This is a genomic window from Pseudomonas sp. RW3S2 (assembly GCF_014268955.1).
Taxonomy (GTDB): domain Bacteria; phylum Pseudomonadota; class Gammaproteobacteria; order Pseudomonadales; family Pseudomonadaceae; genus Aquipseudomonas; species Aquipseudomonas wayambapalatensis.
This window is the reverse complement of record NZ_JABWRM010000003.1, coordinates 111491-124079: the sequence shown is the minus strand read 5'-3', so window position 1 is coordinate 124079 and position 12589 is coordinate 111491. Positions and strand designations below refer to the sequence as shown.

The following is a 12589-nucleotide window of genomic DNA, read 5'->3' as shown; positions in this document are numbered from 1 at the left end:
ATGACGAGGGCAGACGCAGCTTGCGCGAGCCTGCGTCGTTTGACCAGTCGAGAATGTGCGCCGCCGTTATCGCATGACGCGATAAGTCGTGCCGATCAGGCTTTGCGTTCCAACTGCCGTTCGATCATGAACTTGACGGCCAGGCGCTTTTCCTTGAGATGGCGCAGGTCTTCATCCACGAAGTTGCCCGCCGAAATCGATTCGGCCGCCAGCACCTGGTTGTCGAGGTCCATGTAGTCGTCCAGCAGGCGGTCCAGCGTCTTGTCCTGCTGACGCCGTTGTTGAACGATTTCGCGTGGGTAGTGCAGGTCCTGATACAGGTCGTGTGAGACTGGCATGGCGCCCTCCTTGTGATGCGCAAGCGGTGGTTAATTGCTTGGAATGGGCAAAGGCGCATGTGTTGAAGCGAGGCGGAAAAAAACCGACGGATGGTTATCGGTGCCGAGGCTTTCAGGGGCGAGCAGTGTCCCTGGCAACGGGTGTGAAGGCATCATCTCGTGGGCGTGGGCACTAACTTGCTGTTTTCCGGCAATTTTTTTCAACTCGGGGGTTCCCAGTCGAAAAGAATGTTGGTAAAGTGCGGCCCATTCCAGCACAGCAACACACGTAGCTGTCAGTGAATTCGATACAGGGGCGTCGCCAAGCGGTAAGGCAGCAGGTTTTGATCCTGCCATGCGTTGGTTCGAATCCAGCCGCCCCTGCCATTACTTCCAAGCATTCTCAAGCGTCCAGCCTGCAAGCCAGCCTGGCGATTTCTTGTGTCTGCTGGTCAGATGAAGCGCGCACGGCGCGCCATCCTGGCTTATCCCGCGTCCCCCAGCAAATCGTTCAGTGCCCGGGTCAGATCCTCGGCTTGCACGGGCTTCTGTATGACCAGGCTGCCAGGCAAATCCAGCCCTTCCAGTTCGGCGTAGCCCGTGAGAAACACCACGGGCAGGCGAGGGTAGCGCTCGCGCGCGGCGTGGGCCAACTGGGCGCCGTTGAACTCGGGCATGGCAAAGTCGGAGAGCAGCAGATCGATGCGCTCGTCGAGCAAGGCCAGGGCCTGTTCGCCACTGTGGGCCTGGCGTACCTGGTAGCCATGCAGGCGCAGCACGTCTCCGATCATGTCACGGACCAGGTGATCGTCATCCACCAGCAGCACCACTCGGTCATGGCCGTTGAGCGATGTACCCTGCGACTGTGCGAGATTCTGCGGTTCGTCGAGGTCGGTTCGCTTGACCGCCGGCAGGTAGACGCTGACCTGGGTGCCGAGCCCGGGCGCCGTGTCGATGCGTACGCCCCCGCCTGACTGCTTGGCGAAGCCGAACACCTGGGCCAGGCCCAGGCCCGAGCCCTTGCCGATATCCTTGGTGGTGAAGAAGGGTTCGAAGACCCGGGCCACCACCTCTTCGCTCATGCCGCAACCGGTGTCGCGAATCGACAGCATCACGTACTCGCCAGGCTCGGGGTCTTCCGGGCGCTGGGCGAGGGTATCGATTTGCATGTTGCGAGTCGACAGGGTCAACTGGCCGCCGGCCGGCATGGCGTCGCGGGCGTTGATCGCCAGGTTGAGGATGATCATCTCGGTCTGGGTCGGGTCGGTCAGTGCCTGCCAGAGGCTGCTGTCCAGATCCAGGCGCACCGAGATATTGCCGCCCAGGGTGCGACTCAGCAGTTCCTCGAGGCCTCCCAGGGTGCGGTTGAGGTTCAATGGCACCGGCTCCAGGCGCTGGCGGCGCGAGAAGGCCAATAACTGCGAGGTAAGCTTGGCCCCGCGTTCGCCGGCTTCGCGCACATGCTTCAGGCGGCTGCGCGCCCTGACCAGGTCGCCTTTGTCGAGGTCTCGCTCGACGAAGCTGGCGCCGGTGAGGATCACGGTCAGCAGGTTGTTGAAGTCGTGGGCCACGCCTGCGGTGAGTTGGCCCACCGCTTCCAGGCGTTGCATCTGTTGCAGGGCTGCCTCGATGCGCTCGCGCTCGACGATCTGGTCACGCAGGCGGCTGTTGGCCTCGGCCAGCCCCAGCGCCGCTTCGCGCTCGCTGGTGATGTCGCGGGCGACCACGTACAACAGCGTATCTTCCGGGACCACCGCCCAGGACAGCCAGCGCTGCTGCCCGCCGGCATGCTGGATACGGCCGATGAAACGGGCGCTGGTGCGCCCGTGGGCGAGGGCGGCCAGCTCTTCGAGAAAGGCTTCCTGCTCGGCTTCGGGTAGCAGGTGCAGCAGCGACGTCTGGCTCAGGCGTTCGCGGCTGATGCCCAGTACCGCTTCCCAGGCCGGGTTCAGCGCTACTGGCGTGAGGTCTTTGTTCAACACCGCGAGCAGGTCTTGCGACAGCTCCCAGGCCCGGTCGCGCTCGCGGGTGCGGCGCTCGACCCGTTCGCCGAGCATTTCATTGAGCTGCTTGAGCGCCTGGGTGGCCAGGCGTTGCTGGTGGATGTCCTGCAGCACGCCGGAAAAGCGCACGCAGCGGCCATCGACAAACTGCGTCTGTCCGGTGGACAGCAGCCAGTGCGGTTCCAGGTTGCCGGGTGCGGTAATGCGGAATTCGGCGCGGTAGTGGCCGTCGCTGTCCGGCCGCATCGCCAGCTCCACGGCCTGGCTGACATGGGGCTGGTCCTCGGGATGGATGCCGGCGTAGAACACCTCCAGGCTCATCTCGGTGTCGACCGGCAGGCCGAACAGGGTCTTGCAGCGGTCGTCCCAGAGCAGCAGGTCTTCCTGCGGGCGGTAGTCCCAGGTGCCCATGCCGGCGGCGTCGATGGCAATGCGTGCACGTGCTTCGACATCGGCCAGCGCCTCTTCGGCACGGCGCCGCCGCTGGCGCTCCTGCACCTCGGTCAGTGCCCGGCGCACGGCCTTGGGCAGCAGCGGCAGGTTTTTCTTCAACACATAGTCGGTGGCGCCCAGGCGGATCATCTCCACGGCGTGCTCTTCGCCGTAGATGCCGGAAAGGAAGATGAAGGGCACGTCTGGTGCCAGGCGCTGGGCGATGGCCAGCACTTCGGTGCCGGAGGAGCCGGGCAGGACGCAGTCGCACAGGATCAGGTCGTAGCGGCCCTCGAGCAGAGCGTGTTCGACTCCGGCATGGTCGAACACCAGGCGCGACTGGACTTGAAAACCACTGCGCTCAAGGCGCAACAGACTCAGCTCGGCGTCCATCGAACTGTCTTCGACCATCAGCAGTTTCAGCGCGGTAGTTTGCATCGTCGACGCCTTCAGTTGCCGCCACGCCGGTTCAGGCGCAGCGAGCCGGGCGGAGGTTCGTTGAGCACGGCCCAGAACACCCCGAGGTCGGAAATGGCGGCAACGAACTCCTTGAACTCCACCGGCTTGACCACGTAGGCGTTGACGCCCAGCTCATAGGCGCGCAGCAGGTCGGGTTCCTCGCGCGACGAGGTCAGCATGACGGTGGGGATGCTGCGCAGCTCTGGCGTGGAGCGTACTTCCTTGAGCACTTCCAGGCCGTCGACCTTGGGCAGCTTGAGGTCGAGCAGCAGCACCGCCGGGTTGCCGTCGTCGCGTTCGGCGTAGGCGTTGCGCCGCAGCAGGTAGTCGAGGGCATCGGCGCCATCGCGCAGGACAATGACTTCGTTGGCCAACTGGCTGCGTTCCAGGGCCAGGAGCGTCAGTTCCAGGTCCCGGGGGTTGTCTTCGACCAGCAGGATCGGTTTGAGCATGATGTGTACGGTTACCTCAGGTATTCAACGGATGACAGGCAGGGCGAAATGGAAGGTGGCGCCCTTGTCGACTTCCCCCTCGGCCCAGACTTCGCCGTCGTGCCGCTCGATGATGCGGCGCACGCTGGCCAGCCCGATGCCGGTGCCTTCGAAGTCTTCCATCCGGTGCAGGCGCTGGAAGACGCCGAACAGCTTGCTGGCGTAGGTCATGTCGAAGCCCACGCCATTGTCGCGCACGAAGACCTCGATCCGGTCTGCGTGCTCGTGTGCACCGATCTCGATGCGTGCAGGCTCGCGCCCGCGGGTGTATTTGATCGCATTGGCGATCAGGTTCTGCAGCACCAGGTTGATGAAGGCAGGATCGGCGATCACCTTGGGCAGGCGCGCGATCTCCCAGACAATCTCGCGGCCGCTGTAATCCGGGGCGAATTCCAGGCGGATGTTGTCGACCAGCGCATTGAGGTCGACATCCGAAAGACGCAGGGCCGAGCGGCCCATCTGCGAGAAATTGAGCAGGTTGTCCACCAGTGTGCCGGCGAAATGCGCGGCCTCGCCGATGTGCTTGAGGAAACGCTGGCCGCGTTCGGACAGACCTTCGCCCTCGACCTCGCTGAGCAGTTCGGAGTAGCCGGCAATGTGCCGCAGTGGGGCGCGCAGATCGTGGGAGACGCTGTAGGAGAAAGCCTCGAGTTCCTTGTTCGAGCGCTGCAGTTCACCGCTCAGTTGCGCCAGCTCCTCGGCTTTGCGCAACACGATAACCAGCACGGCGGTGCGCAGCTCGGCCACGCCATCGATGACCAACGGGTTCCAGGCGGCGCAGAAGCCGCTGACCTCTTCCTGCCAACTGTCGAAACTGTGTCGTGGGCTGAGGCTGCCCTGGGCGCTGACCTCCTTGAGCGGTTGGCCAGCCCAGTTGACCGTGCGCACCTGCTCGGGACGGAACCACAGCAAATAGTGCGAATGGATCTGGGAGATGGCCACCGCCAACAGCCCCCCCGCATGTTCGGCCAATGCCGGCAGCTCAGGGATGTCGCGGCCCAGGTTGTCGCTGCTGAACACGCCATCGTCCCCGCGGCTGGACAGCCATTGCACCAGTTCATTGACCAATGTTTCGGGCGGTGCGTTGCCGATCAGGTCGCAACGTTCGGCGCTGATGATCGCGGCACCGCTGGCACCGACGAAATCCAGCAGCACGTCGGGCAGGCTGAGCAGCCCTTCGCTGACGCTGTCGTAGTCGGCCATGGCTGACAGCATGTGGACGATACGCTGGCGCAAGTCGAGCAGGGTTCGGGTTGCGCTGTGTGCCTCGTGGGACTCGATCTGCAGCGACAGCACGCTGCCCAGCAGTTCGCAGGCGGCGCGGGTGCGAAAATCCAGGGCACGCGGCTGTTGGTGGTGGCAGGACACCAGGCCCCAGAGCTGGCCATCGACCATGATCGACAACGACATCGACGCCAGCGTGCCCATGTTACGCATGTATTGCAGGTGCACGGGCGAGACGCTGCGCAGCGCCGCGAAGCTCATGTCCAGCGGCTTGCCGGTGCGAGGGTTGTGGCTGGGAATCAAGGGTGAGGCCTGGTAGTTGGCATCCTCGATCAGGCGGATACGGTTGATCCTGTACAGCTCGCGAGCCTGGCGCGGAATGTCCGAGGCCGGGAAGCACAGCCCCAGGTAGCTTGGATAGCCGGGGTCGGCAGCTTCGGCGAGTACCTGGCCGTTGCCCTCGGCATCGAAGCGATACGCCTTGACCCGACCGAAACCGGTGATGCGCTTGATCTGCAGCACCGACTGCTGGAGCAGTTCCTCGATGCTCGTGGCCTGGTGCAGGCTGCTGACGAAGGCGCGCACCAGGGGATAGTAGTCGTCGTGTTCACTCAGGGAGTCGGCCGGGCCACAGGGCTCGAATTCGGCGATCAATACCTGGTCGTGGCGGTGTACCAGCAGGCGCAGATGCTCGGCGCAGGGCGCACCTTCACGCAGTTTCACGTCGCCGATGTGGAAGGGAAAGATTTCGTCCTGGGGCAGGCGCGCAAACTGGCGACGGGCATCGAAGCCTTGATCCATCAGCTCGGGCAGGGTGCAGCCGATCAGTGCTGGGGTGGGGATGCCTAGCCAGCGCTCGGCGTTCTCGCTGCCCTGCAGGATGCGCAGATCCTGTTCGTCGAGTACCAGCAGAAAGCCGTGGGGCCGGATGCTGCCTGGAATCTGGATGGGCTCCTGGGCGCAGCGTTCCACGGCTTGATCGAAGGCGTTCTGGGCGGTGGTCAAGAAAAGCTCTCCCGTCGTGGCCGCAAGCGGTGGCCATAGGCGTCTGGCACAAAGTGTGTACTGTGCAAGGTATCAGAAAGTCAGCATGTTCGCCGGGGTCATGGCCATTTGAGGGCTATTGCTCGGGGAGGTTCTATGTGACGCTGAAATTTGTATAAGTTTCCCGTTGCAGGCCCTAGGGCAAGGCTTAGCCGAGGGCTGCCAATCCTGGAAAATTCCCGCGCGCTAGCAGGATCCAATCCTACTGCTACGCTCAAGACAGCACAGGGAACACTGGAAGGGAGATTCGGTGACGGAGCGCTTGCTGGCCTCGCTGTTGGGCCTGTTGTTGAGTGGTGGTGCCGTAGCGGCGGATTTTCTCGTCGAAGTGCGGGTCCAGGTGCAGCGAGGCTGCATGCTGGTGAACCAACCGCGCGACGCGGGTGCACAGGCCCTGGGTCGAATCGACCTGGGCAGTGCCGCGCGCCTGGACGGCCCTGATGCGCCACTGAGCGGCATACTGCTTGCCCAACGCCCGCCTCGCCTGGAGTGTAATCCCGATACGCCGTATCAAGTCAAGGTCGATGGCGGCCAGCATGGCGGCGTGGGCGAGTTGCGTTATCTGGGCGACGCTGATCGGCAGGCGCGCCCCATTCCCTATCGCCTCTATCGCGACGCTGCCTGGCGTGAGCCACTGGCCGTGGACGTCGCACAATCGGCGCGGGTGCCGGACAGCGGTTCGGTGGAGCTGCCCTTGTACGCGCGCATCGATCGACTGGCCTGGGTACCGAAAGCCGGGCTGTACACCGACCTGGTCAAAGTCACGGTCACCTGGTAGGGAGCGGACCCACATGCGCAAGGACGCGCCGACATGAACCGTACTTCTTTGCTGCTGTTGACCCTCGGCCCATTGCTGCTGCCCGGTGCCTCGGTGCATGGCAGCACCACGGGATTCATCCAGGCGCGCCTGGTGATCAGCTCTGCCTGCCAGATCAGCAGCGACCAGCAACCGGCGACCCTCGCCAATCCCGGGCTGATGGACTTTGGCTCGCAGGCCCCGAGCTGGGATGGTCCGCTGCGCACCCGCGTGGATGATGCGGGCGGGCAGGGCAGCCTGCAGATCAGTTGCACGCCTCAGGTGCGCGCTTTCAGCGTGCGCATCGACGAAGGACGCAATGGCGCAGGGGGTGTGCGACAACTGAGCAACGGGCGCGTGCTCATCCCTTACCAGCTGGCTATCGACCCGGGCGGCAACACCCGATACGGCATCGGCCAGGCGCGCACCTTCACCATCCAAGGCACCCAGCAGGTGCCCGTCCCGATCTACGGCGTGGTCGTCGCCCAGCCGCGCGCGCTGCCGGCCGGGCTGTACCGCGACACCCTTCGAGTAACCCTGGACTGGTAAAACGCAAGGAGATTCCCATGGCAAGCACATCGATTCGCTGCATCCTTACCGCCCTGGGTCTCGCCCTGGCGGCCCAGGCCCAAGCGGCCACCGTGACCGGGACGATCAACTCGACCTTGACGTTGATCTCGGCCTGCCAGGTCAATGGCAGCGCCGGCACCTCCGGGCTCAATTTCGGTAGCCTGAACTTCGGCACCCAGGATGCTCTGTTCACCACTGCCAATGGCCAGGTGCTCGGTGGCGGCGGCGGGGCCATGAGCATTCTCTGCTCGGCTGGCACGGTGCCGGCGATCCGGGTGCGGGCCGGTGCCCACGACGGTGCATCCAGCGGCGGGACGCGCGCGCTGGCCGACGGCGCTGGCAACTTCGTACCGTACGACTTCTACACCGATACCGGTCGTACTCAACTGCTGGCCATCGACGGCACCATCACGCTGCCGACCAGCACCGGTGTCGCCCAGACCGTCAACCTCTACGGCCAGGCGCGTGGCAAGGCGGGCCTGCCGGCCGGGGTGTACACCGACACGGTCGCGGTCGAGCTGACCTTCTGACTCATGCTCGGTTGGCCCCACGCACTGCTGGCGGGCCTGTGGCTGGTGTGGACGTCGCCTTCGACGGCAGCGACCACCAGTACCTTCCAGGTCAGTGCGCAGATCACCGCAGGCTGCCTGGTGGTCGGCGGCGTGAGCGCCTACGGCGTACTCGATTTCGGCACCCAGTCGGCGCTGTCCACCGCCACCCTGAGCACCGCGCTGGGCGGCACCACGGTGACCTTTCAATGTACGCCGGGCGTGACCCTTGGCATGAGCCTCGATGGCGGGCAGAACAGTGCCAGCGGCACGCGCAATCTCAAGCGCAGTGGCGGCACGCAGTTGGTGGCCTACCAGCTGTTTCGCGATGCGGCGTTGAGCCAGGCCCTGACCATCGGCACCAGCGTGCCGGTGAGCTATAGCGATCCGACGGCGATCAAGTTGCCGGTGTATGGCCGCACCCAGTTGCCCGGCAATGTGCCGGCGGGGACCTACACCGATGTAGTGCAAGTGACAGTGACCTGGTGATGCTGATCCGCACGTCCAGGCACGGCTATCGACAAGACAGAGGAGAGCGGCATGGGGGCAGGCGCGAACACGGCGCGGAACATCATCATCGGGGCATTGCTGCTGGCCAGCCTGCCGGTGGCAGCCGCGACGTCGGTGCTGATCTGGCCGATCGATCCGGTGCTCGAGGCCGACCAGAAGGCCGGCGCGCTATGGCTGGAGAACCGCGGTAGCGCGCCGGCCAGCCTGCAGGTGCGGGTGTTCGCCTGGCGCCAGGGCGATTATCAGGAGCAGTTCCAGGCGCAGCGCGAGATCATCGGCAGCCCCCCTGTGGCCAATATCCCGCCAGGTCAGAAGCAACTGATCCGGCTGACCCGCACCGGCAGCTCGCCGGTGGGCCAGGAGCAAGCCTACCGGATCATCATCGACGAGATCCCCTCGCCAACACCGGCCGATGCCAGCACCGAAGGGCCGAAGGCAGCCATTCGCCTGCAGATGCGCTATTCGGTGCCGCTGTTCGTGTATGGCGAAGGCCTGTGGGGCAAGCCCGACCCGGAGGGCAAGCGCAGCGCCGAAGGTGTCGGCAAGCCTCAATTGAGCTGGCGTGCAGTGACGGTACAGGGCAAGCCGTATATCGAGCTGCGCAATACCGGGCCGGTGCATGCGCGCCTCACCGATGTGGTGCTGCAGCAAGGGGGCCAGCAGAAGCCGCTGGTCGAGGGGCTGCTGGGTTATGTGCTGCCGGGGGCCAGCATGCGCTGGCCGGCACCGACCGAACTGGGCGCGAGCAGCGTGCTCAAGGGACGGGTCAATGGCCAGGAGGTGGCTCAGGCCATCCGCCAAGGGCAGTGACCTGCAAACGCGGGTAGTGGAGGGGCCAGGGAGGACCCGCCGATGGTTGGAAACCGTGTGTGAGTGGCTGGCGGCGGACGACGCGCCGGTGGTGGCTGGGCCTGGCGATGCTGGGGCCGATGCTGGGCGTGGCCGCCGATCTGCCGCCACCCCCGACAGAAAGCACCGCGATTGCCGATGCCACCCTGTACCTGGACCTGCTGGTGAATCAGGTGCTCAAGGCTGAGCTGGTGCCGGTGCAGCAGCGTGCCGGGCGACTGTACCTGGCCAGCGATGCGCTGCGTGCGGCGGGCATCCTGGTGCCGGGCGATCCTCAGGGGGAGGTGGCGCTGGAGAGCATCGTCGGCCTGCATGTGGACTACGACAGCCCAAACCAGCGCCTGCTGCTGCAGGTGCCGCCGGCGTGGCTGCCCGACCAGCAGTTCGGTGGACGCAACCTGTATCCGGCCAGCGATGCGCGCAGTAGTTTCGGCGCCTTGCTCAACTATGACCTGTACCTGAACGACACCGATGATGCCGGCACCTATCTCGCCGCCTGGAACGAGCTGCGGGTGTTCGACAGTTGGGGCACCTTCTCCACCACCGGGCAGTGGCGTGAGTCATTCAACGGTGCCCCCCGGAATCAGAGCCGCGAAGGCTTTCTGCGCTACGACACCACCTGGCGTTTCACCGACGAGCAGCGCCTGTTGACCTACGAGGCAGGCGATCTGGTCACCAGCGCCTTGCCCTGGAGCAGCTCGGTGCGGGTGGGCGGCTTGCAGGTTTCCCGAGACTTTGCCGCACGCCCGGACCTGGTCACCTATCCGCTGCCGGCCTTTGCCGGAGAGGCGGCGGTACCCACGTCGCTGGATCTGTTCATCAATGGCTACAAGACCAGCACCACCGATCTGCAACCGGGGCCCTACACACTCACCAACGTGCCGTTCATCAACGGTGCCGGTGAAGCCGTGGTGGTGACCACCGATGCGCTCGGGCGCCAGGTCTCGACGACCTTGCCGTTCTACGTGACCAGCAGCTTGCTGGCCGAGGGGCTGTCGGACTTTTCGGTGGCTGCCGGTAGCCTTCGCCGTGACTATGCCGTGAAGGACTTCGGCTACGGGCCCGCAGTGGCATCGGCGAGCTTGCGCCATGGTGTGTCCGATTACTTCACCCTCGAAACCCACGCCGAAACGGCCGAGTCGATGATGCTCGGTGGCCTGGGTGGCAACCTGCGCCTGGGGACCTTCGGTGTGCTCAACGCCGCCGTGGCGCAGAGCCGTTTCGAGGGCGACACAGGGCAGCAGGTGGCTTTGGGTTACCAGTACAACAGCCGACGTATCGGCTTCAACTACCAGCGGATCGAGCGCCATGGCGATTATGCCGACCTGACGCTGGTCGACAATCCCTATACCCGCCTGAGCACGCGCAGCGAGCAGGCGACCGTAAGCCTGAACCTGGATCGCTACGGCAGCGTCGGTGCTGGCTATTTCGACGTGCGCGCGGGGGATGGCTCGCGCACGCGGCTGATCAACCTGAGCTGGAGCAAGCCGTTGTGGCGCAACAGCAGCCTGTACCTGTCGGCCAACCGCGATGTCGGTGACAGCCAGTGGGCAGTGCAGGCACAACTGGTGGTCCCGTTCGATACCCATGGCACCCTGGCCTTCAGCGCCGAGCGCAGCAAGGACGGCCAGGACCTGCAGCGCGTCAACTACAGCCGCGCAGTGCCAGTGGGTGGCGGTGTGGGTTACAACCTTGGCTACGCCAATGGGGGGGATCGCGGCGCCTATCGGCAGGCCGATGTGACCTGGCGCCTGCAGTCCGTGCAGCTGCAGGCGGGGGTCTATGGCAGCAGCGAGGAGATGACCCGCTGGGCCGATGCCAGCGGTTCGCTGGTGCTGATGGACTCGGGCATGTTCGCCGCCAACCGTATCGATGATGCGTTCGTGGTTGTCAGCACCAGTGGCTACGCCGATGTGCCGGTGCGCTACGAGAACCAGATGGTCGGTCGCACCGACCGCAATGGCCACCTGCTGGTCCCGTACAGCAGCGGTTACTACCGTGGCAAGTACGAGATCGATCCAATGGAGCTGCCCGCCGATGTGATGGCTTCGACGGTCGAACAACGCGTCGCGGTGCGTCGGGGCAGTGGCTATCTGTTGGAGTTCCCGCTCAAGCGGGTGCTGGCAGCGAGCATCGTGCTGGTCGATGCCAACCAGCAGGAGCTCAAGCTGGGCAGCCGGGTGAGGGGCATCCAGGGCGGCAGCGAGGCCGTGGTGGGGTGGGATGGCCTGGTCTACCTGGAGAACCTGTCGGCGCACAATCGCCTGCAGGTCGAAGTCGCTGATGGCGGCCAGTGCCAGGTCGAATTCGACCTGCCTGAAGGGGAAGGGGCGATTCCGCTGATCGGCCCTCTGGTGTGCCGATGAATGCCCTGGGCAGGGTGGTGCTGGGGCTCGGCCTGTGTGCCGGTTGCGCTCAGGCGTGGTCGGCCTGTTCGGTGGGGGCCACGGTGCCTGCGTCCTTCGGCACGATCAATTCGACGCTGGTGCGCACCACGGTGCAACCGGCTTCGACCACCAATGCCGGGCTGTCCTGCACCGGCTCACTGTTGTCGCTGTTGACCAGCAACGACCATTTCTACGCCACCATCACCTCCGCCAGCACGGGCATGGTCGGCCCGACTGGCGATGTCATCCCCTATACGATCTACGCCAACAACACCACCAACTTTCCGATCACCCGCGGCACGCGTTTCGATTTCGTCCCCAACGGCATCATCGACGCCCTGGGGCTGCTCAACGGCACCTCGCCCAAGTCGGTGCCGCTGTACCTGCGCACCGTGGTGGGGGCCAACGTTGCGGCCGGGGTCTACACCGAGACCCTGTCGATCTTCTGGGACTGGAACTATTGCTCAGGCATCGGCCTGGGCGGTATCTGCCTGGGACGGGATATTGGCAGCGGTACGCAGACCCTGACAGTGACGCTTACCGTCAGCAACGACTGCCAGATCACCACCCCCAACATCAGTTTTGCCAGTGCGCCGGTGGTGGCCGGGTTTGCGACGGTGAACCAGAGCATCAACATCGCCTGTACCAAGGGCAGCAACTACACGGTCGGGCTGGACGATGGGCAGAACGTGTCGGGTGGGCGTCGGCGGATGAAGTCCACGGCCAACAACTACCTGGCCTACGACATCTTCAAGAGCGCTGGCACCGTGCGCTGGGGATCGGTGGGCGCGGCCCGGCGCGCGAGCAGCGACGCCAACGTGAACCCTGGTGCCGGCACGGGCACCGGCAGCCAGGTGTTCAACTACAACGCCAAGGTCTACACCGACCAGGCGACGCCGCCTGCAGAAACCTACACCGACAGCGTGATTCTCGACGTGCAGTTCTGAGCGGATCAATGG

General features: G+C 64.8%; 11 protein-coding genes and 1 tRNA gene. 8 read left to right on the top strand and 4 right to left on the bottom strand.

Features of this window, described 5'->3' with window-relative positions:
• Positions 1 to 95 precede the first annotated feature (95 nt).
• Positions 96 to 338: a hypothetical protein gene (locus HU748_RS05750; protein ID WP_054894725.1), complete on the bottom strand. Its 243-nt coding sequence runs from the start codon at positions 336 to 338 to the stop codon at positions 96 to 98.
• 291 nt (positions 339 to 629) lie between these two features.
• Between HU748_RS05750 and HU748_RS05745 the strand changes: the two genes are divergently transcribed.
• A tRNA-Gln gene (locus tag HU748_RS05745) sits at positions 630 to 704 on the top strand.
• A gap of 98 nt (positions 705 to 802) precedes the next feature.
• Here the strand turns inward: HU748_RS05745 and HU748_RS05740 are convergent.
• Genes HU748_RS05740 through HU748_RS05730 form a run of 3 tightly spaced genes read right to left on the bottom strand, consistent with a single transcriptional unit; the run spans position 803 to position 5931 of the window.
• Positions 803 to 3190: a response regulator gene (locus tag HU748_RS05740; protein ID WP_186669517.1), complete on the bottom strand. Its 2388-nt coding sequence runs from the start codon at positions 3188 to 3190 to the stop codon at positions 803 to 805.
• Positions 3191 to 3201: 11 nt separating this feature from the next.
• Positions 3202 to 3663: a response regulator gene (locus tag HU748_RS05735; RefSeq protein WP_186669516.1), complete on the bottom strand. Its 462-nt coding sequence runs from the start codon at positions 3661 to 3663 to the stop codon at positions 3202 to 3204.
• Between the two features lie 24 nt (positions 3664 to 3687).
• Positions 3688 to 5931 carry an ATP-binding protein gene (locus HU748_RS05730; RefSeq protein WP_186669515.1) on the bottom strand — a complete coding sequence of 748 codons (2244 nt, stop codon included), beginning with the start codon at positions 5929 to 5931 and terminating at the stop codon, positions 3688 to 3690.
• Positions 5932 to 6220: 289 nt separating this feature from the next.
• Here HU748_RS05730 and HU748_RS05725 point away from each other — a divergent pair, with 289 nt between their 5' ends.
• From HU748_RS05725 to HU748_RS05695, 7 genes are all read left to right on the top strand, one after another.
• The gene (locus HU748_RS05725; RefSeq protein WP_186669513.1) at positions 6221 to 6748 is read left to right on the top strand and encodes a spore coat U domain-containing protein; all 528 of its coding nucleotides are present in this window, start codon (positions 6221 to 6223) and stop codon (positions 6746 to 6748) included.
• A gap of 33 nt (positions 6749 to 6781) precedes the next feature.
• Positions 6782 to 7315, top strand: coding sequence for a spore coat U domain-containing protein (locus HU748_RS05720; protein WP_186709219.1), 534 nt, complete (start codon positions 6782 to 6784; stop codon positions 7313 to 7315).
• A 17-nt stretch (positions 7316 to 7332) separates the two neighbouring features.
• Positions 7333 to 7866: a spore coat protein U domain-containing protein gene (locus HU748_RS05715; RefSeq protein ID WP_054894731.1), complete on the top strand. Its 534-nt coding sequence runs from the start codon at positions 7333 to 7335 to the stop codon at positions 7864 to 7866.
• A gap of 3 nt (positions 7867 to 7869) precedes the next feature.
• On the top strand, positions 7870 to 8373 hold the full coding sequence (locus tag HU748_RS05710; protein WP_186719635.1) for a spore coat U domain-containing protein: 504 nt from the start codon (positions 7870 to 7872) through the stop codon (positions 8371 to 8373).
• A gap of 51 nt (positions 8374 to 8424) precedes the next feature.
• The gene (locus tag HU748_RS05705) at positions 8425 to 9204 is read left to right on the top strand and encodes a molecular chaperone (protein ID WP_186719633.1); all 780 of its coding nucleotides are present in this window, start codon (positions 8425 to 8427) and stop codon (positions 9202 to 9204) included.
• Positions 9205 to 9311: 107 nt separating this feature from the next.
• Positions 9312 to 11609: a fimbria/pilus outer membrane usher protein gene (locus HU748_RS05700; RefSeq protein ID WP_186719813.1), complete on the top strand. Its 2298-nt coding sequence runs from the start codon at positions 9312 to 9314 to the stop codon at positions 11607 to 11609.
• On the top strand, positions 11606 to 12577 hold the full coding sequence (locus HU748_RS05695; RefSeq protein ID WP_186719631.1) for a spore coat U domain-containing protein: 972 nt from the start codon (positions 11606 to 11608) through the stop codon (positions 12575 to 12577). Before HU748_RS05700 ends, HU748_RS05695 begins: the two co-directional genes overlap by 4 nt.
• Positions 12578 to 12589 lie beyond the last annotated feature (12 nt).